A 25622-nucleotide genomic window follows, 5' to 3' on the forward strand; every position below is an offset into this window, starting at 1 on the left:
GCAACGGGGTGGGTCGACGGGAGACTCAGCCCCCCAGGTAGGCGCGGTGGAGGAGGGCGGGGTCGTCTTGGAGGGCCTGCGGGGCGCCCTGGAACGACACGCGGCCGCCGGCGACGACCACCGCCTCCTGCGCGAGACCGAGTGCGAGCTGCGTGAACTGCTCCACCAGCAGCACCGCCACCCCCGACTCCGCGATCGACGACACGATCGGCATCAGACGCAGGAACACCACCGGCGCGAGGCCCAGGGACATCTCGTCGATGAGCAGCACCCGGGGCTTCGCCGCGAACGCCCGTGCCAGCACCACCATCTGCTGCTCCCCACCCGACAGCAGCGCCGTGGGGGAGTCGATGCGCTTCTCGAGCTCCGGGAACTGCGCCAGCACGGCTTCGATCTCCCCGGCGGTGCGTGCCGTGAGGGAGAGGTTCTCGCGCACGGTCAGCGACGGGAACACGGCCCGCCCCTGCTCGATGTGCACGATGCCGCGCCGGGCTCGCGCCACGCGGGAGAGCCGGTCGATCGGATCCCCGTCCAGCAGGATCGACCCGGCCGAGTGCGGTGTCACGCCGGACACCGCCTCGATCAGACTCGTCTTGCCGGCGCCGTTCGGGCCGACCAGCGCCAGGACCTCGCCGCCTGTCACCCGCAGCGAGACGTCCGAGATGACCGGCCCGGCGCCGCGGCTCACCGTCACCCCGTCGAGCACCAGTGCGCTCATTTCAGCAGCTCCGTCTCTCCCATGTACGCCTTGACGACGTCGGGGTTCGCGAGGACCTCGGCCTGCGGGCCGCTCGCCAGGACGCGGCCGAAGTCGAGGACCGTGAGGGTCGGGCACACCGAGCGGACGAGGTCCAGATCGTGCTCGATGATGATGAGGGCCACGCCGTAGCGCCCGGGGAGCTCGCGGAGGCGAGCCGCGAGCGCCAAATGCTCCTCGTGCGAGAGGCCGGCGGCGGGTTCGTCGAGGATGAGCAGGCGCGGGCGGGCGGCGACGTTCGCCGCGACCTCCACGAGCCGCCGGGTGCCGACGTCGACGCTCGAGAGGCGCGCCCGGGCCGGCGGGCATCCGAAGAACGCGAGGACCTCGTCGATGTCCGCCGCGGCGAGGCGCCGCCGGGCCACGAAGCGCACATAGCCGCCCACCGTGAGCGCCGGCGGGACGCGGTCCTGCTGGAAGGTCCGTCGCAGTCCGAGGTGGGCGCGCCGGGTGGGGGAGAGCCCGGCGAGGTCGCGGTCGCCGAGGAGCACGCGGCCCTCGTGCTGGGGGAGGAACCCGCTGATGGCGTCGACGAAGGTCGACTTCCCGGCGCCGTTCGGACCGATGAGCCCCATGATCGAGGCGGCGGGCACGGTGAACGAGACGTCATCGAGGGCCCTGAGCGCCCCGAACTGCACGGTCAGCCCGTCGACCGTGAGCACCGGGGCGCCGTCGAGGGCGGCCTCGTCGACGGTGGCCGTCGTGGTCGTGGTGATCGCCGTCGCATCGGTTCCCGCGTCCGGCGGGAGCGCCGTGAGCTCCGCGGTGGCCGTGCGCCGGTCGGCCCGCCGGTACAGGAGGTTGCGGATGCCCTGGCCGAGGTTCGTGCCGCTCGTGAGGGCCTGGACGCCCAGCACGCCGAACACCACGAAGCCCCAGTCCTGCGGCACGCCCCAGCGCTTGAGCAGCTCCGGCACGAGCACCCAGAGCAGTCCGCCGAAGATGGCCATGTCGATGAGGTGCGCGCCGGACATGATCGCCAGCACGTACAGGGCGAGGGACTGCAGTGGTGTGAAGCTCGAGGCGAAGGGGAGCTGCACCTGTCCGGCGAGCAGCCCACCGGAGATGCCGCCGAGGGCCGCCGACACCGCGAACGCCGTGAGCTTCGCGGTGCGCACGCTCTGCCCGGCCGCGGCCGTGCCCCGCTCGGAGAATGCGACGGCCTTCCAGCTGGCGCCCCAGCGTCCGCGCTGCAGGAAGAACACCGCCAGGCCGCAGACGGCGAGCACGACGATGGAGAGGAAGAAGAACTCCCGGTCACTGCCGAACAGCGCGGGCCGCTCGATCGCGATGCCGTCCGCGGAGCCGGGGAACTGGATCTGCACGAGCGTGACGTCCGCCGCGGCCGCGAATCCGAGCGTCACGACGGCGAGGTTCACGCCGCGCAGCCGCAGGGCGGGGAGGCCGACGAGGATGCCGACGAGGCCGGCCGCGACGCCGCCGAGCACGAGCCAGACGAGGAAGCCGCCGGGCGCCTGCATCACGTTCAGCAGGGAGACGATCCACGCCCCGACCGCGGCGAAGGTCAGCTGGCACAGGGCGATCATCCCGGCCGAGCCGGTGACGATGCCGAGGCCGAGGATCGCGATCGCGGCCGTGACAGCGCTGATCGCGAGGAAGACGAAGTAGCCGGGAAGGGCGGCGCTGAGGAGCGCGCCCACGCCGATGCCGACGACGGCGACGGCGAACGGCCAGGTGATCCGGAACCAGGGGCGGTCAGCGAGCGGCATCCCACACCTCCTTGCGTTGCGTCCAGAGCAGCAGGACGACGATGAACAGGAACGGCAGGAAGTTGCGCACGAGCGCCACTTCGTCGATCTGCGCGACGAGTCCGCCGAGGACGCCGAGGAGCAGCCCGCCGACGACGGCGAGGTCGAGCCGGCGGAAGCCGCCCAGGAGCGCGGCCGCCGCAGCGGGGACGATGAGCATGGACAGGCTCGTGGCGTCGTTCGACTGGGAGGGCGCGACGATGATGATCGCGATGGCGCTGATGATCCCGGTGACGAACCAGACGGCGATCGACAGCGGCCGGGAGCGGATGCCGAGCAGCTCCGCCGTGGTCGGCCGCTCCGACAGCGCGCGCAGCTGGGTGCCGACCCGGGTACGGCGCAGCACGATGCGGACGGCGACGGCGGTGACGACGGCCATCGCCACCGTCGCGACGGTGACCTGGCTGATGACCACGCCGCCGAAGGAGAACGCGGGCCCGGCGATGATCGGGGTGAACGGCTGCGGCTTGTTGCCGAACAGGATGAACGACAGCGAGATGAGCAGCAGGAGCGGGCCGACCGTCATGGCGGAGCGGGTCGTCGTCGAGGCCTCCGACAGCCACGTCGCGGCGATGAAGCCGATGGCCGCGGCGAGCAGGCCTGCGACGAGGACGCCGAGGATCGTGCCGAGCCAGATGGGCAGTCCGATCTCGCGCACGAACCACACGGCGGTGAACGCGCCGAACATGCCGGTCGCGGCCTGGGCGAAGTTCACGACGCGCACGAGGCGTGACATGAGGGTGAGGCAGACGCCGAGGACGGCGTAGAGGCCGCCGGCGGCGAGTCCGGCGATGGCGCCTTGGAGCATCAGGCGTCCTTTCTGGTGAGGGCCCTTCGACAGGCTCAGGGACCCGGCGTGGGTCGCTGAGCCTGTCGAAGCGCGGGGACCCGGCGTGGGTCGCTGAGCCTGTCGAAGCGCGGGACCCGGCGTGGGTCGCTGAGCCTGTCGAAGCGCGGGGACCCGGCGTGGGTCGCTGAGCCTGTCGAAGCGCGGGGACTATTCGCCGATCCGGAGCCAGTCGTCGGCGACCTTCTCCCAGGCGTTCGTGCCCGACTTCAGGATGATCGGCCAGCCCGCGGTGTTCTGCGTGCCGAAGGCGTAGGGCGTGCCCACCATCGGGTTCTCGATCGGGTCCATACCCTTCAGCGCCTCGGAGACGCTCTCCCGGGTGATGTCGCCGTCGATGCTCTTCAGCACCTCGATGAAGTACGTCGCCGCGAGGTAGCCACCCTGGCTGAACGAGGTGAGGGGGATGTCGTTCTCCTCCATCAGCGTCCGCCAGTCCGCGTTGATGTCGCTGTCGTCCGTGAACGGGTAGAACTCGGCGGGGACGTAGATGCCGGCGCCCGCGTCGTCGATCGCGTCGGCGAAGTTCTCGCTGTAGACGCTCGTGAGGTAGAGCCAGGTCACGTCGTCCCAGCCCTGCGCGTTCGCGGCCTTGACCTGTCCGATCGCGTCGGGCTCGACCGGGTTGATCGCGAGGGCCTTGCAGCCCTGGTCCCGCGCCTTGACGATGTAGGGCGTGTAGTCGGAGGCGCCGTACGGCACGGTGTCGTCGACGTACTTCGGCTCCTTGCCCGTGATCTCGGTCCATTTGTCGATCGCGGCCTGATAGGTCGGGCGGGTGGAGCCGGCGATCTCCAGCAGGATGCAGATGTCGTCGAGTCCGAGCACCTCGGAGCCGTACTGCAGCGTGAGGGTCATGTCGTTGAACGGGCCGACGTTCGCCGGCGAGATGTTCTCGCTGTCGAAGCAGCCCGTGTCGACGCCGATGCCGGGCACCGAGAGGATGCCCTCCTGCTCGTAGTACTTCGCGTTGATCTCGCACTCGATGAGGCTCGCGGAGCCCACGAGCGCGACGGCTTCGTCGCTGCCCACGATCTCCCGCGCCGAGGCGGTGGCCGTGGCGGGGTCGCCCTTGTCGTCGAGCATCTTGTACTCGATCGTGCGGCCGTCGAGGCCGCCGTCCTCGTTGAACGCGTCGAAGACGGCGGCAGCCGCCTGCGAGGCCTCCGGGAACGTCGCCGGGCCGCTGATCGTGTTCACGGAGCCGACGACGATGGGGGCACCGTCGCCCCCGGCTCCGTCGCCGCCGGCGCAGCCGGCGAGAGCGAGGGCGGCCACGGCGATGATCGCCGCGGCGCCGGATGCTCGTCTGTTCATGTGCTTCCTGCCTCTCCTGTTCGGGTCGTGCTGTCAGCTCGAAGGCTGGGTCTCGGTGCTCGTCGACGGCGCGCGCAGGGCGCGGTTCACGAGCTCCGTGTCGGTGAACTGCTCGAAGGCGACGATCTCGCCGCCCGCCACACGCCAGACGTGGGCCACCCGGGCGGCGAAGAACCGCCCGGTGCGCTTGTAGGTGCCGGAGTAGGTGCCGATGCCGACCACGACGTCGCCGCCGTCGACGACCTCGTCGATCGCGACGGTGTAGTCGTCCCACTCCTCCTGGATGCGGCCGAAGACGTTCTCGGCGACCGCGTCCGGGCCGATGTACGTTCCGGCGTAGGGGAATCCGGCGGCCTCGGTCCACTCGATGTCGGCCGCGAAGGGCGCGAGCATGCCGTCCAGGTCGCCCCGGTCGTTCGCGGCGTAGTGGTCGCGGATCAGGTCTGCGTTGCTCATGTGCTCTCTTTCCGTGGTGGGTCGCTGCGCCCGTCTGGGTCCCTGAGCCTGTCGAAGGGCCCTGAGCCCGTCTGGGTCCCTGAGCCTGTCGAAGGGTCGAAGGGTCGAAGGTCAGGCGGGCTGTGCGTCGGGGTAGGCGACGGCGCCCAGCGGGTAGATGTGTCCGCCGGCGCGGGAGTGCTCGGACTCGCCGTCGCCGTTGAGTCCGAGGAAGATCTGCGTCGTCATGAGCTGGTAGCCGAGGTCGTGGAGCCAGACGCTCGCCACCGCGATCCGGAACTCGCGGAAGCAGAACAGGTACAGGCCGTCCGCGAACTTCCACACCGTGGAGAGGTCCATGTCGCCGTGACCGCGCTGGACGCCCTCCAGGCACTGCCACGCGTAGCGCTGGCTGGAGACGTAGACGTGCTCGTACAGGTGGTGGGGGCTGTAGCGGTAGATGTTCCGCTTGCCGATGAGGTCGCGGCTCGGACCGGGGGCCTCGCCGGTCGCGGGTCCGGCGTCGGTGGTCGCGGCCCAGAAGTCCTGCCCCACCTGCGGGGTACCCTCGACGGCCTCGGCGGCGATGCGGGAGCGGATGACGGTGGCGCGGTGGGTCGTGGTGGAGAACACGACGGTGAGGGCCTCCCGCTCGCGGCTCTCGAAGGGGATGTTCACGAAGACGACGTCGTCACGGACGCGGACGGCGTCGTACGGGTCGCGACCGGAGGAGCCCAGGCCCTCCCAGACCACGGAGTCCTCGTCGAAGCTCAGCGCGAGCGTGGTGTCGTCGTCGAGGGTGAGCGTGAGTGCGGTTCCGGCGAGCATCGTGTTCGGCAGGCGGAACGTGTCGATGCCCGCGGCGAACTCGTCGTACGTGCGCCATTCGTCCAGAGCGGGGTCGGCGGAGATGTCGGTCATGAGGGTCCTGACGTCGCACACGGCGGGGCCTCGTCGCCCCGGGCACCGCGTCGTCGCGATGCGCTTGCCTCATGCTCCGGCCGCACCGGGGGACCCCTCAAGCGCGCGGAGTCCATCCCGCACCGAGAGTCAACCGGCGTGCCCTCCCGGGCAAGCCCCGTCCCCGCGGGGCCCCGTACCGGTTCCGTCCCCCCGGTTCCGTCCCTGGATCCGCCCCGGGCCCCCGTGCGGGATCAAAACCGCCCCTGCCGGGCGCGAGTGGGGTGCCTTCCTGATCCCGCACGGGCGTCCCGCCCGCGGCCGCCCCGGCGCGGGACGGAAAACGCCCCTGCCGGACGCGTGTGGGGTGCGTTCCTGATCCCGCACGCGGGCGCGGTGCCCTCTGGGGCGCGGGAGTCGTGTCCTCTGGGGTGCGGGAGTCGTGCCCTCTGGGGCGGGAGCCGCCCTCTCGCGCACGGAGTGCCGCTCGTCGGTGCGGGATCGAAAGTGCCCCTGCCCGACGGGAGTGAGGTGCGTTCCTGATCCCGCACGCGGGGCGGGGGATGGTGCGGGATCAGGAACGAGCGCGGGGCGAGCGCTGGCGGGGCGGTTTTAATCCCGCGCGCGACGGGGAGAATGGGAACAACAGGGTCAGTGGGTGGCGCGGTACTCGCTGGGGGAGACGCCGAAGGCGGTCTTGAAGGCGCGGCTGAAATGCGCCGCGTCGACGAAGCCCCAGCGGGCGGCGATGGCGGCGACGGGGCGGTCGGCGAGCATCGGGTCGAGGAGGTCGCGGCGGCACTGCTCCAGGCGGCGGGTGCGGATCCACGTCGACACGGTCACCCCCTGCTCCTGGAAAAGTCCGTGCAGGTGGCGGGTGGAGATGAAGTGCGCGGCGGCGATGGAGGCCGGTCCGAGGTCCGTGGAGGCGAGGTTGCGGTCGATGTGCGAGCGGATCCGCTGCATGAGGGCACGGTGCGGGTCGGCGGAGACCTGGTCGAGACCGAGCTCCCGCGTGAAGACGGTGGTCACGAGGTCGAGGGCGCTGTGCGCGAGCCGGGCTCCCGTCGTGCCGGCGAGTTCATCGAGGTTGCCGGCGAGCTGCGTCAGGTACGGCACGACCATGCCGCCGAGCCCTTCCTGACCCGAGATGCGGACGGCCGTGAGCTGCCCGATCATGTCCGGCGGGAGGCTGATCAGGTGCTTCGGGAACATGACGACCATGGTGCGGAAGTCCTGGTCGAAGACGAGGGAGTACGGCCGATCGGTGTCGTAGACGGCGAGGTCGCCGGGCTGCAGCACGGCCTCGCGGTCGTCCTGGATGAGCAGGCCCGTCCCGGCGAGCATCAGGCTCACCTTGAAGTACGAGCGGTCCCCGCGGGCGATGAGCTCGGTGGTGCGCTCGACGACGTGCGAGGTGGCACGGATGTCGTTGACGTGCACCTCGTCGACGGCGGCGCCGCGGATCACGCCGCGGAACTGGTCGGCGCCCGCGGTGGACACCTGCAGCGGGACGAACGACTCGGAGACGGCGGCGCGGAACTCGCTGATGTTGCGCGCGACGAGCGTGGACACCGATTCGGCGGGGGTGGTGAGGGCACCGTTCATGACTGATCACCTCGGGCTGGTGGGAACGACGACGTTGTATACGATCCGTTCCGTGATGCTACCACCGGCGACGATCCTGCGGGGGTGCCGTCTAGGATGTGGTCCGTGAACGGCGGGATGATGTCGACGGTGACGCAGCGGATCCGGCAGGTGCTCCGCCAGGTGCGCGGACCCGCCACCTCCGACGCGGTGTTCGAGGCGACCGCGCTGATCGTCGGTGCGGCGTTCCTCCTCGTCGGGTTCCTCGGGGCGTTGCCGGTGTTCTGGGGGCGGGAGCTCTCGATCAGCGGCACCGGCTCGATCGGTATGTTCGCGGCCTACGGCGGTGCGATCGCGGCGGCGCTCGCCTTCGCCCTGGGGCGGCTCGCTGTGCGGGTTCCGGAGCCCGACCCCACCCGCGCCAGGGACGGGTTCGCCGTCCCCGGCGACCGGCTCCGCTGGTACGACCTCGCCGCCATCGCCTTCGCGCACGCCGCGATCGCCTACCTCGGCTGGTTGGGGATCGCGCAGCTGCTGGAGCAGAGCTTCGTGGACGCCCCCGTCTTCGCGTTCCCCGGCGCGATCCTGGTCGCCGTGGCGTTCGCGCTCACGGGCTACGTCGCCTTCCTCAGCGCCGTCGCTCTGACGCCGACCGTGCTGTCGCTGGTCCTGGCGGTGTTCCTCGTCGTCGGGGCCTTCGCGGCGATGCTGGCCTCCAGTGACGTGCACTGGTGGCGCGACAACCTGTCGGCGCTGGGCATGAGCAGCAATAGCGCCTCGGTGGCCTTCAACGTGACCCTCATCATCGCGGGGATCATGGTGACGACCATCTCGCGCTATGCGACGGCGGGGCTGCCTGTCGACGATCCGGTCGACCGCCGTGGCCGGACCATCGTGCGCGGCGGGCTCATCCTGATGGGCATCTTCCTCGCGTGCGTCGGGATCTTCCCCGTCGACGAGTTCTTCGGTCTGCACAACACCGTCGCGACGGGCATGGTGGTGGTGTTCGCGGTGGTCGTCGTCGGCCTGCCGTGGTTCGTGCGCAGCATCCCGCGCGTCTTCGTCGGCCTCGGCTGGACGTACGTGCTGGTCATCGTGCTGCTCGGGGCGTTCTTCGCTGTCGGCTACTACAACCTCACGGCGGTCGAGCTCATCGCGGCCGTGCTGATCTTCAGCTGGATCATCGTGTTCCTGCGCACGGCGGGGACGATGGGCGGTCACGCGCCGCGGGCCGACGCCCTGACCGCTCCCGATGCCGTGGTCCGCTGACGCACCCGGGCTCGGCGCCGACGTCAGTCGCGGAGGAGGCGCGTCGCCTGACGCGTGCGCTGCAGGGCGTCGACGGTCTCGGCGTACCGCCGCTTGGCGACGCCGATGAACAGGCAGTCCACGAGGGCGAGCTGCGCGATCCGGCTCACCATCGCCCCGGCACGGAAGGTCGACTCGCGCACCTCGGTGAACAGGGCGTGGTCGGCGACCTGGGCGAGAGGGGAGTCCTTCACGGAGGTGACGGCGACGGTCGTCGCACCGTTGGCGACGGCGGCTTCGAGGAACCGCACCGTCTCGATCGTCGACCCGGCGTGCGAGAACCCGATCGCGACGGTCGTGCCCACGGGGAGCACGGCGGCGGCGATCGCCTCGTGGGGGTCCGAGAGGACGTGGGCGTTGCGGCCGACGCGGAGGAGCTTGTGCGCGAGGTCCTCCGCGACGAACTGACTGGCGCCGATGCCGTAGAGCAGGATCCGGTCGGCGCCGTCGATGGCCGCGACAGCCGCCGCCAGCACAGCGAAGTCGAGCTGGCCGACGGTCTCCTCGATGGCGAGGAGCTCCAGGGCCGCGAGCTTGGAGACCGCCTCCTCGAGGGTGTCCTCGTCGGAGATCTCCGAGCCGTAGGCGCCGCGGGCGGAGAACTGCGCGGCCTCCTTGCCGAGCTCGGTGGCCAGGGCCATCCGCAGCGGCGCGTATCCGGTGAAGCCGATCGCGCGGCAGAACCGCACGACGGAGGCGACCGAGGTGCGGCACTCCTCGGCGAGCTCGCTGATCGTCTTGTCGATCACGAGGGTCGGGTTCTCCCGCACAGCGGCCGCGACGCGCGCCAGCGACGGGGGCAGGGTCGCAGCGGCGGCTTCGATCGTGGACTGGATGCTCACGGTATCCTCCGGAACGGCGGAACGGGATGGTAAATTCTTTTCAGCGAGTCTACGTGTTGTGTAGACGCTTTTCTTTCTTTCCGCCGGATCCGAGGAGTGCCGATGAGCGACACGACCGCCACCGTCGACCTCGGCAAGTCCCGCTGCCGCCTCGTCGTGCACGGCGCGACGGCCGGGGAGCGCTCCGGGATCGGAGCGCCGGGCCTCGCCGCGGCGGGCGGAGTGGAGGCGGCGCTCACCGCGATTCTCCCGCTGCTCGACGGTGTCGAGCGCATCGACACGCTCGGCGTGGGGGCGGCCGGCGCCTGGTTCGCCCCGGAGGCGGCCGCGGAACTCGCCGCCGCGCTCGCCGCACGGACCGGAGCGCGCGTGGCCGTGGCGTCAGACGTGGTCACCGCCCATGCGGGCGCTCTCGACGGCGCGGCCGGCGTGCTGCTCATCGCCGGCACCGGAGCCGTGGCGCTGGGCGTCGACCCTTCCGGTGCGCGTCTGGTCGACGGCTGGGGTCCCGAGCTGGGCGACTTCGGCAGCGGATCCTGGCTCGGCCGCGAGGCGTTGCGCGCCGTGCTCCGTGCCCACGACGGGCTGGCCGCGCCCACCGCTCTCACCACGGCGCTCGCCGCCCCCGTCGGCCCGCCCTCGGCCGTGCAGGCCTGGCTCGCCGCCGACGGAGCTCTCGCCCGCCGCCTCGCGACCCTCGCGCCCCTCGTGCTCGCCGCCGCCGCAGACGACGACCCCGTCGCCCGCGGGATCGTCGAGGAGGCCGTCCGGCTCCTCGCTGCGACGACCGCTGCGGCCGCCGGGCCGACCGCGGACGTCGCACTGCACGGCGGCCTCACCGACCACGACGGATTCCGCGCCGCCCTCGCACGCGCGCTCGAAGGGAGCGGCCGTCGAGTCGTCCCCGCGCGAGGCGGCGCCATGGACGGGGCCCTGCTGCTGACCCGTCGCCTCGACCTCCCCCATGAAAGGTTCGTGCACCGTGCCGAATGACCCCCGTCTGACCACCCTTCTCGCCGAGCTCGCGGGCCTGGACACCGAGGCCTCGTCCACCGAGCGGGGCGATCTCGACCTGCTGAGCACCACTGAGCTCGTCGAGCGCATGAACGCCGAGGACCGTCGGGTGCCCGAGGCCGTGGCGGGTCGCACGGCGGAGATCGCGGCGGCGGTGGACGGCATCACGGAGCGCTTCCGACGCGGCGGTCGCCTCATCTACATCGGTGCGGGCACGGCAGGTCGCATCGGCGTGCTCGACGCGAGCGAGTGCCCGCCCACCTTCGGCACCGACCCGTCGATGGTGGTCGGACTCATCGCCGGCGGGGAGACGGCCATCCGCTCGGCGGTGGAGAACGCGGAGGACGATGATGAGGCCGCGGCCCTCGCCCTGCGCGACCTCGACCTCACCGAGCGGGACACGGTGGTGGGCATCTCGGCATCCGGTCGTACGCCCTACGTCATCGGCGGGCTGCGGTACGCCCGGGGCCTCGGCGCCCTCACGGTGGCGATCGCCTCGAACGCGGGATCGGCGATCGGCGCGGAGGCCGACATCGCGATCGAGGTCGTCACGGGGCCGGAGTTCATCTCGGGCTCCACGCGGCTGAAGTCCGGCACGGCGCAGAAGCTCGTCGTGAACATGCTGACGACGCTCTCGATGATCAAGCTCGGCAAGACGTACCGCGGGGTCATGGTCGACCTGCTGGCCACGAACGAGAAGCTGCACGCGCGCTCGATCCGCACGGTGTCGCAGCTCGCGGGTGTGGACGTCGACGCCGCGTCCGCCGCGCTGGAGGCCGCGGACGGCTCCGTCAAGCTCGCGCTGCTCCTGCTCGCGACCGGAGCGTCCGCCGAGACCGCGGCGGCCGCACTGGCGGACGCCGCCGGCATCCTCCGCGACGCGATCGTCGCCCTCACCTGAGCCGGTCGTCGCCCTCCCCGCGGCGCGGGATGCGAAGCGCTCCTGCCCGGAACGATCGGGGCACGTTTTCGCACCCGCGACGGGCTGCCCGCTAGCGTGAGGGCATGCCCCTCGCTCTCGTCACCGGCGCCGCGCGCGCGAACAGCATCGCCGCGGGTATCGTCCCGCGGCTCCGTGCCGACGGCTGGACCGTCGTCACCAGCGACCTCGACGACGCCGATCACCCCGCCGACCTCTCCACCGCCGACGGGCCGGAGCGCCTGATCGCCGAGGTCGCGGAGGCGCACGGCCCGATCTCCGCGCTCGTCCTCAGCCACGCGCACGACGTCGAGTCCGGCGTGCTGGACACGACGGCGGAGAGCTTCGACCGGCACGTCGCCGTGAACGCGCGGGCGAGCCTGCTCCTCATCGCGGCCTTCGCCCGGCAGGCCGATACGGGTGGCGCGATCGTGGCGCTCACGAGCGATCACGTGACCGGGAACCTGCCCTACGGGGCCTCCAAGGGCGCGCTCGACCGGCTCGTCATCTCCGCCGCGCGCGAGCTCGGTCCGCGCGGCATCTCCGCCAACGTCCTGAACCCCGGCTCCATCGACACCGGATGGATGGACGACGAGACGCGCGTCGGCCTCGCCGGGATGACACCGCTCGGTCGCCTCGGCACGCCGGGCGACATCGCCGCGGTCGTCTCGTTCCTCGTCTCGGATGAGGGACGCTGGATCTCCGGTCAGCTCCTCCACGCCGACGGGGCCTTCTCCGCCCGCTACTGATCGCGCGGCGGAGCGTCCCTGGGAGCGCTCAGTGGCCGCAGGCGCAGGAGTCGCCGCCGCAGCAGGAGTCCGTCGCCGTCGCGCCGCCGTGCGCCTGGGAGGACTCCGGCACGTCCATGGCGGGGTTCTGGTCGAGGAAGCCGTAGGGCTTGAACCAGAATCCCGCGTAGTCCACGGGCATGATCGGCCAGTCCTCCGGGCGGGGGAAGTGCGTGAGCCCGAAGGTGTGCCACAGCACCATGTCCTCGCCGTCGATCCGGCGGTCGTCGGCCGTGTACTCCGGGAGGCCGGCGCCGCCCTGGTGCGCGTTGGGGTAGCGCCCGGCCGGCCAGATCTGCCCGTGCTCGTACCGGGTCGCCCAGAGGTGCTTCGTGGCGAAGGCCGCGCGCGCGGCGACGGAGGAGGCGGGGTCGGCCATCAGCAGGGCGGTCGGCTCCGGGACGAGGTGGTAGGCGGTCGGGCGGCCGACGTGGTTGGTCCGCGAGGCGCTCTGCACCTCCCACACCCGGGCGGCGGAGGAGTCGGCCTCACGCTGGGCGGCGTGCTCGGTCTCGAGCACCGTCTCCGACCAGGTGAACGCGTTGCCGAACGGGTTGTCCGGCCCCATCGGCACCCGCTGCGCGTCGACCTCCACGAGGCGGTTGTCCTGGCCGTCGATAGCCACGTCGAGCCGCGCGCAGAACAGATGCTGGTGGACCGGGGCGAAGACGCCGGGGGCGAGCTCGGTGGCGTGCTTCTGACGGACGCCCGGCTCCCCGGCGCCGGCGAACACGATGCCCGTGGCCTTGGCGACGACCTCGATGGAGCCGTCCAGTCCGAAGTTCCAGTAGAAGCCGTAGTCGTAGTTGCCGATCGTGGAGAAGTACGAGACCACGAAGCGCCGTGAGCGCCGCACGTCGGACCGTCCCGAGAGGTCGGTGTGCTTCCAGAGGATGCCGAAGTCCTCCTCGTGCATGCAGATCACATTCGGGATGCGCACCGGGTGACCGTGGTCGTCGGCGACGTAGCCGTCGAGATACTGGATCACGCCGAGGCAGTCGCAGCCGAGCTCCAGGTGGTTGGCGTTCTTGCCGAGGAGGTACTCGCCCGCGTCGAAGTAGCTGATCCAGAAGCGCCCGGGGGCGGTGTCACCGTACGGCACGACCATCTCCGGCACGCTCGCCCGGTGCAGCACGGAGCGCCCCTGGAACGACACGTCGTGCAGGACGAGGCCTTCGCGGGCGTTGAAGCCCACGCGCATGGACCATCCCTCCCACTCGACGAGCGATCCGGACACGGCGAAGCTCGGCCCGTCCGGCTGGGTGATCTTGATGGGCCGCAGCGTCGTCCGTGCCGCGCCCTGCACCTCCGGGTAGTAGTTGCCGTGCCCGGCGGGCACCGGCACGTCGCCCTCGTCCTCGACGCGGATCACGCTGTCCGTGGTGAGGTCGATGTGCACGATCAGCCCCTCGACGGGGTGGGCCCACGGGGAATCCTGCTCGTCGTATCGGAGGAAGGTGAGGGACCGGATCACGCGGCGGCCCACCTCGTCGGCCCGGCCGGTGTAGCCCGGGGCCAGGGGGGAGCAGAAGGCGAGGGCCATGTGGTCCGCCAGGCCCCGCCGCCGCATGGCCGCCTGCCAGTCCGGGGACGCCTTGGCGATGGCCTCTGCCCGCTCGTACTCCTCGAACAGGTACTGCGGCTGGCCGTACGGCGGGGCGTCGTTCGGCACTCGCTCCTGCCGCACGACCTCGCCACGGGTGATCGAGACGATCAGCTCGGTCGCGACGCCGGTGGCGGTGTCGAGCAGCGTCACGTCGACACGGCGGTCGATGGGAGAGCCGGGACGCCAGGCCGCGAGCTCCTCCTTCGTGGCTTCGTCGGGGAGCAGCATCGGCACGCGGGTGGTCGCCGTCAGCAGGCCGGCCGCGTCGAGCACGGCGCGGGCGGCGGCGATCTCGGCACCGGTGAGCGGGTCGAGCGGGTGCGGGACGGCGATCGGCTCGAGGGAGACGGGCTGGGGGGAGTGCGGGGACATCGTTGACCTCACTATTTTCGAGCAAGTGCTCAAGAAACGGGTTGGCACGATGATACGACGGCGTGCACGGGCGCACAACCGTGGCGTGTGGGCGATGTCGAGGTCAGCGACGCCAGGGGGCGAGGATGCTGTCGAGGACCGCGAAGTGCGCCGCCGCCGTCTGCGGTTCGGTGACCTCGACGACCTGCTGGCCGTACGTGATCGAGCGCAGGAGGGCGAGGAGGTCGCCGGTGGGGGTGTCCGGGCGCAGCTCTCGGTCGCTCACCGCCTCCTCCAGCGCCTCGCGGATGCTGCCCTGCCACGTCGCGAGGGTCGGTGCTCCGGCGTCAGGAGTCGGGGCGAGGGCGGCCAGGCGCCCCCAGAAGCCGACGACCACGTGCGCCTCGGTGCGAGTGCGCTCGTCGACGGGGAGCACCTCGCCCATCAGGGCCCGCAGTCGGGTGAGGCCGCGGAGTCCGTCCGTCGCGGCGGCGATGCGCTCGTCGGTGCGACGGGTGACCTCGGCCGCCGCGGCGCGGACGACGTCGTCGAAGCCGTCGAAGTAGTGCCAGAGCGAACCGGTCGCGACGCCGAGCTCCTTGGCGACCGCCCGTGAGGACACGCTCTCATGACCGTCTCTGGCGGCGACGACGAGCAGCGCGTCGGCGATCTGACGGCGACGCTCATCATGGTCGACGATGCGGGGCACGTGCTCATTGTGTCGTATGACGAGGGGTCTCGCTTTTTTGAGCGAACGATCAATATACTTCGGCTGTGGACCTCCTGCTCCCGGCAGCATCGTGGCTGATGGCGGCGGCGGCGCTCGTGTCGGCCGGCGCCTGCCTCGCTGCGCGGCGCGCTGTGCCGTGGCAGGGACGCCAGGCCGCGGTGGTGATGGCGGCGGGGATGCTGCTGATGGCGACGGGCGGGACCGGGCCGCTGGGTGCCCTGCTGATCGGTGCCCTGCTGCTCGTGTCCGGCATGATCGGCACGATGGGCGTTCGCGGGGCGACGTCCGCGGCCCCCTGCTGTCACCGCGCTCTCGGATCGCTCGTGATGGCGATCTGCGCCTTCCACGGCGCGGCGGGATCGGTCGGTCAAGGCGTGGTGACGTCCGCGGGGCACGGGGGTCATGGACTCGGCGGCGCGCTCGGCGCGCTCGTCCTCCTCGGCACTCTCAGCGTCGTCGCCTGGACGATCGCCGCAGGGTGGCGGACGACGGCGCATCGGGGCCGCGCCGCCCGGCTGCTCGCGGTGGAATCCTGGGCGATGGCGATCGGGGTCGTCGCGATGAGCATCGCGGGCTGACCGTCCGGTGCGAGGGTCTCACTCCCGCGCCGCGGGGCGGACGAAGGCCCAGGCCGCGATCGCCGCGACGGCGGCGGCCAGGGTCATGGTGACCGCCATCGTGACGGCGTTCGTGCCCCCGATCCCGGCGGCGACCGGGGCGAGCACCGGGCCGAACAGGAACGACGACATGCCGAGCAGCGCGGACGCCGTCCCCGCCCTGGCGCCGTGATGCGCGAGGGCGAGTGTCTGGCCGTTCGGGCCGCCGAGGCCCGCGCACAGCATGAACCCGACGAGTGCCGCCACCACGCCCGCCACCCCCGTCCCGCTCAGTGCCAGGACGAGGAAGGTCGTGGTCGCGACGAGCGTCGCCGTGACCCCGCCGAGGTAGACGCGGAGGGGGCCGAAGCGGCGCACGACCAGGCGGCTCGACTGGCTGCCGACGATGCTCGCGAGGGCGCCGGCGGCGAAGGCGAGACTGAAGCTCTGCGGGCTGAGGCCGAACTCGTCCTGCAGGACGAAGGACGACATCGAGAGATAGGTGAAGAACGCCACGCCCGCACCGGCGGAGGCGCACAGGACCGCGGCGAAGAGCCGGTCGCCCAGCACGGCGCCGGCATGCGCCCGCAGCACGCGGAGGCCTCCGCCGTGGCGCGCCTCCGGTCGCAGCGTCTCCGGCAGGAGGAAGACGACCACGAGCAGCAGGATGACGCCGATCCCGCTGAGCACCCCGAAGATCCCGCGCCAGTCCATGATGCGGGCGAGCTGGCCGCCCACCACCGGCGCGATGATCGGCGCGGTGCCCGAGACGAGGAACAGCAGCGAGAGCATGCGGGAGAGCTCGATGCCCTCGAACTGGTCGCGGGCGATCGCCAGGCAGATCACGATGCCCGCCGATCCCGCCAGCCCCTGCAGGAAGCGGGCGACGAGCAGCAGCTCGATGGTCGGGGCGACCGCGCACACCGCGGAGAGCACCGCGAACGCCGCGACGCCGACCAGCAGCGGCAGACGTCTGCCCAGCCGGTCGCTGAGGGGACCGGCCACGAGCTGCCCCAGGCCGAGGCCGATCATGCACGCCGACATGGTCACCTGCGCCAGGGCCTCGGTCGTGCCGAGCGACGCCGCGAGCTGGGGGAGCTGAGGGAGGTAGAGGTCCATCGACAGCGGACCGAAGGCTTCCAGCATGCCGAGCACCAGCATCGCCCGCAGCGTGCCCATCCGCGCGGGCTCACCGCGCGCCGGGAGACTCATCCGCCCAGGCGCAGCACGCGGCGCAGCCAGCTCTCCCGCGCGGCCACCGCGGCCTGCGAGACCTCGGCCTCGGGGGAGAACCCGGAGAAGCCGTGGTAGCCGCCCGCCCAGACGTGCAGTTCGGCCTGGCCGCCCGTGGCCCAGATCCGCGACGCGTAGTCGACGGCCTCATCGCGGAAGGTCTCCGCGGCACCCACCTCGATGAACGCCGGAGCGAGTCCCGACAGATCCGTGGCCCGGGCCGGCGCCGTGTACGGCGACACGCGGTCGGTGAACCGGTCGGCTCCGGCGATCGCGTCCCACGCGGTGTCGTTGTTGTTCCGGTCCCAGGCGCCGAAGCCGTCGTACTGCCGGCTCGACGGGGTCTCGTTGCGGTCGTCGAGCATCGGGCAGCCGAGGAGCTGCCCGGCCAGCCGTGGTCCGCCGCGGTCGCGGGAGAGCAGCGCGACCGCCGCCGAGAGTCCGCCGCCGGCGCTCTGCCCGGACGCGATGACGCGGGAGGTGTCGATGCCGAGCTCGTCGGCGTGGGCGACCATCCACTCCAGTGCCGCGTAGCAGTCCTCCGCCTGCGCCGGTCCGGGGTGCTCCGGGGCGAGACGGTACTCGACCGCGACGCCGACGACACCGTGCCGCTCGGCGAGGTCGATGAGCTCGGCGGTGCCGAAGAAACGCGTGCCGAGCACCATGCCGCCGCCGTGGATCGACAGCACCGCCGGTGCCGGGTCTGCGGGCGCCTGCGCCGGGCGCACGATGGTGATCTCGAGGTCCGGAGCCCTGACGGGGCCGGGGATGACCCGGTCCTCCCAGGTCACGGCGCGACCCTCCGCCTGCACGGCCATCGGCGGGATGATCGTGGCGAAGTGATCGCGGTTGGCGTGGATGGTGTCCGCGCGCAGCGGGATGACCTCGACGAGGTCGACGAAGGCGTCGAGTCCGGCGACGAGCTCCGGGTCGTAGGGCACCGGTTCGGGCGTGCTCATGCGGCGGTCCGCCAGATCCGTCGCAGCCAGGAGGCACGTGCGGCGAGGGCAGCGCGGGTGATCTCGGCGTCCGGCATGTACATGTCGAAGCCGTGGGCGCCGCCGCCCCACACGTGCAGCTCGGCCTGACCGCCGGTCTCCCAGATCCGGAGGGCGTACACGGTGTCCTCGTCGCGGAACATCTCCGCCTCGCCGACCTCGATGTAGGCGGGCGGAAGGCCGGAGACGTCTGTCGCCCGGCTCGGCGCGGCGTAGGCGGGAGCCTCGACGCTGAAGGCGAGCTCCTCGCCGAGGACGCACGACCAGGCGAGGAGGTTCATGTCGCGCTGCCAGGTGCCGATGCCGTCGTACTGCCGACTGGCCACCGTGGTGTTGGTGTTGTCGATCATGGGACACAGCAGCAACTGCCCGGCCATGACGGGGCCCCGCCGATCACGCGCCAGCAAGGCGACGGCCGCGGTGAGGCCCCCGCCCGCGCTGCCGCCGCCCACGACGATGCGCGCGGGGTCGATGCCGAGCTCCGTGGCGTGGGTGTGCGTCCACACGAAGGCCGCGTAGCAGTCCTCCACGCCCGCGGGGTACGGGTCCTCCGGGGCGAGGCGGTACTCGACGTTCACGGCCACGACGCCGTGCTCCGCGACGATGTCGACGACTCGAGCCGTCTCCCAGGAGCGGTGGCCGACGATCATGCCGCCGCCGTGGATGTTCACGAAGCCGGGGAGCGTCGAGGTCTCCGAGCCGGCGGGGCGGAAGATCGTGACCTCGATGTCCGGTGCTCCGGGCGGGCCGGGGATGACGCGGTCCTCCCAGGTGATGTCCCGGCCGGCGATCACGGCGTCGTTGTCCGGGAACATCCGGTCGACGCCGTCGCGCGGCAGGGTCTCGCGGGTGAGGGCGGGCTGCGGGTTCTTCGCGATCTCGTCGAGCACGGCCTGCACGTCGGGATCGAAGGGGACGGGGATGGTCATGGTTCTCCTCGGGTGGGACGGCGTCAGGGGCCTTCGGGGTCGACGACCCCGCGGTCGGCCCAGAAGGGCTCGACGAGACGGCGCAGCTCGGCGGCGCCGACGCGATCGACGAGGGCGGCCGCGTCGAGGTTCGCCCGCAGCTGCGCGACGCGGGAGGCGCCGAACAGCGTCGTCGTCAGGGCGGGGTGGGTGAGGGTGAACGCGATGCCGAGCTGGGCGGGGGTCACGTCGAGGTCGTCGGCGACCGCCGTGAACGCGGGGACGTCGGCGATGATCCGTTCGCGGATGCCGCCGGGGTCGCGCCCGATCTGCCGGTCGCCGTTCACCTTCCCGGCGAGGATCCCGCCCTCCAGGCAGTCCGAGGCCTGCAGCGTGAGGCCCTGCTCCCAGAGGCGCGCGAAGGGCTCGCCGTCCGGGATCGACCGCCGCGAGACGCTGTACTTGAGCTGCGCGATCTGCGGACCGGGCACGCCTTCCGCGGCGGCGAGGTCGATCAGGGCCTGGATGCTCGCCGCCGACCAGTTGTTCACGCCCCACGCGCGGATGAGGCCGGCGTCGGCGAGCGTGGCGAGGTCGAGCACGAGATCGCGCAGCTCGAGGTCGTCGCGGCGGAGGTCGCCGAGGATCACGAGGTCGGCGTGCTCGACTCCCACCCGCATCAGCGCGTTCTCGAGCTGTGGACGGAAGCCGTCGGCGCCGAAGGCCTCGAGCCAGAGCTTCGACGACAGCAGCCACTCCTCTCGGCGCAGCCCGGCCGCGCGCACCATCGCCGAGAAGATCACGTCGGTGAAGACGGGCGGGGCGCCGGGTGCGGAGTACACGCCCACGTCGAAGAGGTTCACGCCGCGGTCGGTGGCCTCGCGGAGGAGCGCCACCGCGTCGGCGAAGTCCATGCGGTCGTAGGTGTGCCAGGAGCCGAGGGAGAACAGGGAGGCGTGCAGGCCGCTGCGGCCGATCTCGCGGAGGGGTAGGGGAGTGGTCATGGTGCTCCTCAGAGGCTCGGGTCGATGACGGCCTTGACCTCATCGAGGTGGTGCATGTGGGCGATCTTCACGGAGGCGTCGGCGAGGCCGACCCGGGCGCTGAACAGGTCGTCCCAGGGGAAGCGGTCGGCGAACGCCGTGAAGAAGTCGATCGCGCGGGCGTAGTCGGAGATGTCGCCGTTGAGCGAGCCGACGACCGTGAGCTCCTTGCCCATGATCGTGCTGAGGGCGAAGCCGTCTCCGGCCGGACCGGTCGAGCCCACGATCGCCACGGTGCCGCGTTGGGCGGCCATGCCGACGGCGTCCGGGCCGACGCTCGGGGCTCCGGCGAAGTCGAACACGTGGTCCGCCCCCTCGCCTCCGGTGAGCGCCAGGACCTGGTCGACGACGGGCCCGTCGCGGAAGTCCACGACGGCGTCGGCGCCGAAGCGGGCGGCGAGCTCCAGACGAGCCGCGGGGGCGCCGACGGTGATGACCTGCCCGGCACCCGCGATCCTCGCGACTGCGGTGGCGAAGATGCCGAGGGCGCCGGAGCCCTGCACCACCACGCGGGAGCCGGGACGGATCCGGCCGGCCCGCTCGAACGCGCGGAGGACGGTCTTCGCGGCGCAGCCCGCCATGGAGGCCCAGGTGTCTTTGACGGTCGCCGGGAGCAGGAGCGTGGCGGCACCCGGGGTCACGTACGCGTACTCGGAGAGCCCGGCCGTCGCGAACGGCGGAACGTCGGCGCGCTGGAGGAAGCCGTAGCCGCGGCGGGAGCACGCGACCGGCTCGCGCAGCACGACGCAGCCGTGGCACTCGCCGCAGGTGGACTCCGACCAACCGATCCGGTCGCCGGGGGAGAGTGCGCGGCCGAGCGCGTCGCGGGTGTCGGGCCCGGTGGCCACGATCTCGCCGACCATCTCGTGACCGAGGACCATGGGCAGCATGCCGGGGAACGACATCTTCCCCTCCCAGATCTCGATGTCCGTGCCGCACAGCGTCGTGCAGGCGATGCGGACGAGTGCGGCGCCGGGTTCGATCTCGGCGGGCAGCGGGAGGTCCTGCAGCGTGAGCGGCTCGCCGTGCGCGGTGAGCACCGCGGCGCGGGTGGTGGGGGGGAGGGTCATGGGTTCTCCAGTCGCGGGGCGGGTGGCGGGATCGAAGACGGTCCTCCGCGGTGCCAGGGAGGGGCGGGATCGATCCCGCACGGAGGGGGACGGGGGTCAGACCAGGAGCTGGCCGCCGTCGACGGGGACCGAGACCCCGGTGATGTGGCTGGCGGCCTCGCTCGCGAGGAAGAGCACGAGCGGAGTGACCTGGTCGACCACGGCGATGGTGCCGAGCGGGATGCGCGATTCCCAGGCGGCGCGGGCATCGGGCTTCGAGGCGAAGTCGGCGGTCAGGGGCGTGAGCACGGGACCGGGGGCGACGGCGTTGACGCGCACCCCGGAGCCGGCGAGCTCGATGGCGGCCGTCCGGGTGAGCGCGTCGACCGCGGCCTTCGTGGCCTCGTAGTGTCCGAGGCCCGGGGTGGGCTGCCGGGCGCCGATGGAGGAGATGTTGACGATGGCCCCGTGGCCGGCGGCCGCGAGCAGCCCGCCGAAGACCCGCAGCATGAGGAACGTGCCGCGGACGTTGACGCGCAGGGCCGCGTCGACCGCGTCGACCGCGACCTCCTGGAGTGTGCCCCCACCGGCGACGACGCCGGCGTTGTTGACGAGGACGTCGAGCCCGCCGGCCTCCGCGAGCTGCGCGGCGGCGGTGGTGACCGCGCCCTCGTCGGCGATGTCGAGGGGGAGGGCGGTGGCGCCGATCTCGGCGGCGACGGCCCGGGCGGCCTCGAGGTTCACATCGCCGAGGAACACCTCGTCCCCGGCGGCGCGGAAGGCGCTGGCGATGCCGCGGCCGAGCCCGGAGGCTCCTCCGGTGACGAGGATGCGGCGCGGGGAAGCGGTCATGGTCGTCCTCACTGACGGTGTTCCGATGGGATTCCTCCGTTATATTCTACAAACATAGAAAAACACAACCCCGTGCCCCGAGACGGCGAAGGAGCCCTCATGCCCGATGTGACATACCCCCGCAAGCCGCTGTCTCCTCGGGGTGCGACGGTGCCGCCGCTCGCCCTCGGATCGTGGAACACCTGGGACCGCATGGGCTTCGACGATGCCGTGCAGCTCATCCAGCGGGCGGTCGACCTCGATGCCGGATTCTTCGACATCGCGTACTACAACATGGGGCCGCATGCCGAGAACTCCCGGACCGACATCCTCTTCGGAGAGGCCTTCCGGGCGAGCGGGGTGCACCGTGTCGAGGTCGTGCTCTGCGGCAAGCTCTGGCTCTGGGACTGGCCGCACCAGGGCTTCCGGGCACAGATCGAGGAGTCGCTCGAGCGGGCCGGCCTCGACCGCTTCGACACCCTCGTGGTGGGGGACTACCTCGACGCCCCGGACATGCCGCGACTCGTCGCCGACGTGAACGCCCTCATCGTCGACGACCTGGTCGACTCGTGGGGGATCAACAACTGGCGGATCGCGGACACCAGGGCGGCGCTCGCCGAGGCAACCGCTCAGGGGGCGGTCGGCCCCGCGTTCGCGCAGCTCAAGTACGGCATCGCGCGCCGGGCCATGGCGGAGGGCGACGCCTACGGGCCCCTGTTCGCCGACGGAACCCTCACGCTGCAGGCCTCCGACGTGTTCGAGGGCGGAATCCTCGCCACGGGACGGATGCCCCAGCGCAAGATCGGTGCCGATGTCGGGGGTATCCGCGAGCGGATCCTCGCCGTGTACCCCCAGGTCGCGCGGGTCGCGGGGGAGTTCGGGGTGACGCCGGCTGCCCTCGGCATCGCCTTCTGTCTGGCGAACCCCGCGACGGCCAACGTACTCTTCGGTGCCTCTCGCGTCGCGCAGCTCGAGGACAACCACGCCGCCCTCGCCCTCGTCCGAGACCACGGCGCCGAGGTCCGCGCCGCCCTCGCCGACTGCCGCGTCGACCACGCCGTCCGCCCCGACGGCACCTGGTGACCTTTCGTATCTCCCACGGCTTCCCCGGCGTCCGCCCCGCCCCCGGCGTCCGCCCCGCCCCCGGCCGCCGGTCTCCGGGATCACTTCCGCACCTCCCGCGCGCCCCGCAGGCACGTTCCTGATCCCGCCTCGCTCCGCCCCCGCGTCCCACTCCGCGTGCGGGATCAGTTCCGCACCTCGCGCGCACCCCGCAAGCACGTTCCTGATCCCGCACTCGCTCGCCCCCGCGTCCCACTCCGCCCCCGCGTCCCACTCCGCGTGCGGGATCAGTTCCGCGTCTCACGCGCACCCCGCAAGCACGTTCCTGATCCCGCACTCGCTTGGCCCGCGTCCCACTCCGCCCCCGCGTCCCACTTCGCGTGCGGGATCAGTTCCGCACCTCGCGCGCACCCCACGGGCACGTTTCTGATCCCGCAGGGCGTGACGTTCTGTGCGCCGATTAGAAGACGCGCCGCGTGAGGAGGGCGTGCGGCCGATTCTGATCCCGCTTCTGGTGTCGGTCGCCGGGCCCGCCGCTCGTGCGCGACCGGACCGCTCTCCGGGGCCCCGGATCAGAAGTGCTCCTCGTGTCCGCAGCAGATCGGAACTGCTCCTCGCCTCCGTGCTGGATCGGAAGTGCCCCGCGCACGCTCCGGATCAGAAGTGCTCCTGGGGCCCGGGTGGGCGGTGCGTTCTTGATCCCGGGAAGGGATGCGGTGGCCCCCGGGAGCGGCAGTGTGGCCCGTTCGCGCCGTCGTTCACCCCGGTGCGGGATGAGAAGGGTGCCGAAAACGCGTCGCCGAGGGGTGTTTCTGATCCGGTCGGACGGGTGGGCGCAGTGGCGGGATCAGAAGTGGGCCGCGCGGGGAGGGCAGGGGTGCGTTATTGATCCCGGTACCCGCACCTGCACCCGCGGGGTGCGGGCGGGCGGGGTACGGGACGGGGCGGGGTGTGCGCGGGGGAGCAAGGCGGGTGCGCGCTGAGGCATCGGTCCGCGCGGACAGAGGAAGAAACGCGCTTGCGCTCTTTTTCCACGCATGTAGACTAACCAGCACGACACATCGAAGTGGCGTCGGTCCCGGTCTCCGGTCAGCGGCTCTTCGAACCTTCTTCACCACCCCCTGCACCCGAGAGAAGGAACCATGAAACGAATGCCCCTCGCGGTCGCCGCCGCCGTCGCCGCGACCCTCGCACTCGCCGGCTGCAGCGGCGGCGGAACGCCCTCGCCGTCCGAGGGCGGCGGCGCCGAAGGCCCCGACGCCCTCAACATCGGCAACTTCCTGGACGTCACCTCGTGGGACCCGTCCCTCGCCGACATCGGCTTCGACGGCCCCTACCTGTCCGCGGTGTACGACGCCCTGATCGCCCTCGACGCCGACGGCACCCCGATCCCGTCGCTCGCGACGAAGTGGACCGTGGCCGACGACGACCTCAGCATCGACCTCGACATCCGCACCGACGCCGTGTTCAGCGACGGCACCCCGGTCGACGCCGACGCCGTCGTCGCGAGCCTCGAGTACCTCAAGGCCGGCGCCCGGTCCGGTGAGGCCTACGTCAACGCGAAGGGCTTCGAGAAGGTCGATGACGACACCGTCCGCATCGCCCTTACGCAGCGCGACGACACGATCCTCTACCTGATGGGCCTCGGCCGCAGCTACGTCATGCCCCCGGCCTCCATCGAGGCGGGCACGCTGGGCAGCGACCCGGTCGGCTCCGGCCCTTATGTGCTCGACAGCGACACCAGCGTCGCGGGCGCCGAGTACCACTTCACCAAGACCGAGGACCACTGGGACGCGAAGACGTACCCGTTCTCCGAGCTCGCGATCTACCCGATCACCGACGCGACCGCCCGGCACAACGCGATGCTCAGCGGACAGATCAACGTGCAGTACGGCGACGTGGCCAACCTCGACCAGGCCGAGCAGCAGGGCTGGAACACCGCCCAGCGCGTCTCCGGGTGGGCGGGCCTCGTCATCACCGACCACACCGGCGCGAAGAGCGAGCCCCTCGGCACGCTCGAGGTCCGCCAGGCGCTGAACTACGCGTTCGACGGTGCGGCCGTCCTCGCGGCGGTCGGCAGCGGTGCGGGCGTGGCCACCAACCAGGTCTTCCCGGACGGCGGCGACATCAACGACCCCGAGCTCAACGATGCCTACGCGTTCAACATGGATAAGGCGAAGGAGCTCCTGGCCGACGCCGGCTACCCGGACGGCTTCGACATCTCGATGCCGATGTCCCCGATCTTCGAGATGTGGAAGCCGTCGGCCGAGCAGGCCCTCAACGAGCTCGGCATCACCGTCACCTGGGACAACATGCAGATGCCGGACTACCAGCTCAACGCCCCGAACTACCCGATGTTCATCTCCTTCCTCGCGATGGACGGCAACGACGTGGCCACCGTCTCCCGGCAGCTGACGAGCGTGCAGTGGTTCAACCCGGAGCCCGACTACGCGAAGAACGAGGTCATCGCCCCGCTCGTCGAGAAGGTGCAGACGGAGCGCGGCGACGCGCAGACCGCCGCCATCAAGGAGCTCAACGAGGCCCTCGTCGACCAGGCCTGGTGGTCGGTCTGGTACCAGGCGAACAACATCTACTACACGGCGCCCGGCATCCAGCTGCAGCCCGTCGTGGGGATGATGTTCCCGACGCTGCGGTACATCACGCAGGGCTGAACGCCCGTCGGGGCGGTCGCCACGCGGCCGCCCCGGCACCCCTTCCCCTCCTCCTCACCC

The 25622-nt window shown here is 71.7% G+C and carries 23 protein-coding genes; 7 read left to right on the forward strand and 16 right to left on the reverse strand.

Translation table 11 applies throughout. The annotated features are described in order from the left end of the window. Positions 1–25: 25 nt before the first annotated feature. The 7 genes from MICNX66_RS04865 to MICNX66_RS04895 form a co-directional block, all read right to left on the reverse strand. A complete protein-coding gene (locus MICNX66_RS04865) occupies positions 26–718 on the reverse strand; it encodes an ABC transporter ATP-binding protein (RefSeq protein WP_187663525.1) in 693 nt (230 codons plus the stop codon). Further along, on the reverse strand, positions 715–2487 hold the full coding sequence (locus MICNX66_RS04870) for a branched-chain amino acid ABC transporter ATP-binding protein/permease (protein WP_187663526.1): 1773 nt from the start codon (positions 2485–2487) through the stop codon (positions 715–717). The genes MICNX66_RS04865 and MICNX66_RS04870 overlap by 4 nt, the downstream gene beginning before the upstream one ends. Then, the gene (locus MICNX66_RS04875) at positions 2474–3334 is read right to left on the reverse strand and encodes an ABC transporter permease subunit (protein ID WP_187663527.1); all 861 of its coding nucleotides are present in this window, start codon (positions 3332–3334) and stop codon (positions 2474–2476) included. Before MICNX66_RS04875 ends, MICNX66_RS04870 begins: the two co-directional genes overlap by 14 nt. A gap of 189 nt (positions 3335–3523) precedes the next feature. Next, positions 3524–4690 (reverse strand): ABC transporter substrate-binding protein, encoded by a 1167-nt coding sequence (locus MICNX66_RS04880; protein WP_187663528.1) that lies wholly within the window; start codon positions 4688–4690, stop codon positions 3524–3526. A 33-nt stretch (positions 4691–4723) separates the two neighbouring features. Then, entirely contained in the window at positions 4724–5146 is a 423-nt protein-coding gene (locus MICNX66_RS04885) for a nuclear transport factor 2 family protein (protein WP_187663529.1), read from the reverse strand. A gap of 111 nt (positions 5147–5257) precedes the next feature. After that, positions 5258–6046: a MoaF C-terminal domain-containing protein gene (locus tag MICNX66_RS04890; RefSeq protein ID WP_187663530.1), complete on the reverse strand. Its 789-nt coding sequence runs from the start codon at positions 6044–6046 to the stop codon at positions 5258–5260. A 630-nt stretch (positions 6047–6676) separates the two neighbouring features. Further along, a complete protein-coding gene (locus MICNX66_RS04895) occupies positions 6677–7633 on the reverse strand; it encodes a helix-turn-helix domain-containing protein (protein WP_187663531.1) in 957 nt (318 codons plus the stop codon). Positions 7634–7738: 105 nt separating this feature from the next. On the opposite strand from MICNX66_RS04895, the gene MICNX66_RS04900 reads away from it, so the two are divergent. After that, positions 7739–8881, forward strand: coding sequence for a DUF998 domain-containing protein (locus tag MICNX66_RS04900; protein ID WP_232089194.1), 1143 nt, complete (start codon positions 7739–7741; stop codon positions 8879–8881). A 23-nt stretch (positions 8882–8904) separates the two neighbouring features. Here the strand turns inward: MICNX66_RS04900 and MICNX66_RS04905 are convergent, their stop codons facing one another. Next, complete coding sequence (locus tag MICNX66_RS04905) at positions 8905–9762, reverse strand: MurR/RpiR family transcriptional regulator (protein ID WP_187663532.1); 858 nt, start codon at positions 9760–9762, stop codon at positions 8905–8907. Between the two features lie 102 nt (positions 9763–9864). Between MICNX66_RS04905 and MICNX66_RS04910 the strand changes: the two genes are divergently transcribed. From MICNX66_RS04910 to MICNX66_RS04920, 3 genes are all read left to right on the forward strand, one after another. After that, positions 9865–10755: an N-acetylglucosamine kinase gene (locus MICNX66_RS04910; protein ID WP_187663533.1), complete on the forward strand. Its 891-nt coding sequence runs from the start codon at positions 9865–9867 to the stop codon at positions 10753–10755. Continuing rightward, a complete protein-coding gene (gene murQ, locus MICNX66_RS04915) occupies positions 10745–11677 on the forward strand; it encodes an N-acetylmuramic acid 6-phosphate etherase (protein WP_197971869.1) in 933 nt (310 codons plus the stop codon). The genes MICNX66_RS04910 and murQ overlap by 11 nt, the downstream gene beginning before the upstream one ends. Positions 11678–11781: 104 nt before the next feature. Further along, positions 11782–12444 carry an SDR family oxidoreductase gene (locus tag MICNX66_RS04920; RefSeq protein WP_187663535.1) on the forward strand — a complete coding sequence of 221 codons (663 nt, stop codon included), beginning with the start codon at positions 11782–11784 and terminating at the stop codon, positions 12442–12444. Between the two features lie 28 nt (positions 12445–12472). Here MICNX66_RS04920 and MICNX66_RS04925 read toward each other — a convergent pair whose 3' ends face one another. Then, complete coding sequence (locus MICNX66_RS04925) at positions 12473–14461, reverse strand: primary-amine oxidase (RefSeq protein ID WP_187663536.1); 1989 nt, start codon at positions 14459–14461, stop codon at positions 12473–12475. Between the two features lie 103 nt (positions 14462–14564). Continuing rightward, on the reverse strand, positions 14565–15149 hold the full coding sequence (locus MICNX66_RS04930; RefSeq protein ID WP_187663537.1) for a TetR/AcrR family transcriptional regulator: 585 nt from the start codon (positions 15147–15149) through the stop codon (positions 14565–14567). Positions 15150–15214: 65 nt separating this feature from the next. Between MICNX66_RS04930 and MICNX66_RS04935 the strand changes: the two genes are divergently transcribed. Beyond that, a complete protein-coding gene (locus MICNX66_RS04935; protein ID WP_187663538.1) occupies positions 15215–15748 on the forward strand; it encodes a hypothetical protein in 534 nt (177 codons plus the stop codon). Between the two features lie 18 nt (positions 15749–15766). Here the strand turns inward: MICNX66_RS04935 and MICNX66_RS04940 are convergent, their stop codons facing one another. The 6 genes from MICNX66_RS04940 to MICNX66_RS04965 all read right to left on the reverse strand — a co-directional run bounded on the left by MICNX66_RS04940 (position 15767) and on the right by MICNX66_RS04965 (position 21849). Next, positions 15767–16978 carry a multidrug effflux MFS transporter gene (locus MICNX66_RS04940; protein ID WP_232089195.1) on the reverse strand — a complete coding sequence of 404 codons (1212 nt, stop codon included), beginning with the start codon at positions 16976–16978 and terminating at the stop codon, positions 15767–15769. After that, entirely contained in the window at positions 16975–17958 is a 984-nt protein-coding gene (locus tag MICNX66_RS04945; RefSeq protein ID WP_187663539.1) for an alpha/beta hydrolase, read from the reverse strand. The genes MICNX66_RS04940 and MICNX66_RS04945 overlap by 4 nt, the downstream gene beginning before the upstream one ends. Further along, positions 17955–18926 carry an alpha/beta hydrolase gene (locus tag MICNX66_RS04950; RefSeq protein WP_187663540.1) on the reverse strand — a complete coding sequence of 324 codons (972 nt, stop codon included), beginning with the start codon at positions 18924–18926 and terminating at the stop codon, positions 17955–17957. Before MICNX66_RS04950 ends, MICNX66_RS04945 begins: the two co-directional genes overlap by 4 nt. A 23-nt stretch (positions 18927–18949) precedes the next feature. Beyond that, positions 18950–19909: an aldo/keto reductase gene (locus MICNX66_RS04955; RefSeq protein ID WP_187663541.1), complete on the reverse strand. Its 960-nt coding sequence runs from the start codon at positions 19907–19909 to the stop codon at positions 18950–18952. A gap of 8 nt (positions 19910–19917) precedes the next feature. Further along, positions 19918–21018, reverse strand: a complete 1101-nt coding sequence (locus MICNX66_RS04960) for a zinc-binding dehydrogenase (RefSeq protein WP_187663542.1) — start codon at positions 21016–21018, stop codon at positions 19918–19920. A gap of 96 nt (positions 21019–21114) precedes the next feature. Continuing rightward, on the reverse strand, positions 21115–21849 hold the full coding sequence (locus MICNX66_RS04965; RefSeq protein ID WP_187663543.1) for an SDR family NAD(P)-dependent oxidoreductase: 735 nt from the start codon (positions 21847–21849) through the stop codon (positions 21115–21117). A gap of 99 nt (positions 21850–21948) precedes the next feature. Between MICNX66_RS04965 and MICNX66_RS04970 the strand changes: the two genes are divergently transcribed. Both MICNX66_RS04970 and MICNX66_RS04975 read left to right on the forward strand, forming a co-directional pair. Beyond that, a complete protein-coding gene (locus MICNX66_RS04970; RefSeq protein WP_187663544.1) occupies positions 21949–22911 on the forward strand; it encodes an aldo/keto reductase in 963 nt (320 codons plus the stop codon). A gap of 1121 nt (positions 22912–24032) precedes the next feature. Continuing rightward, positions 24033–25562 (forward strand): ABC transporter substrate-binding protein, encoded by a 1530-nt coding sequence (locus MICNX66_RS04975; protein ID WP_232089196.1) that lies wholly within the window; start codon positions 24033–24035, stop codon positions 25560–25562. Positions 25563–25622: the final 60 nt, after the last annotated feature.

It is taken from the genome of Microbacterium sp. Nx66, assembly GCF_904066215.1.
Lineage (GTDB): Bacteria > Actinomycetota > Actinomycetes > Actinomycetales > Microbacteriaceae > Microbacterium > Microbacterium meiriae.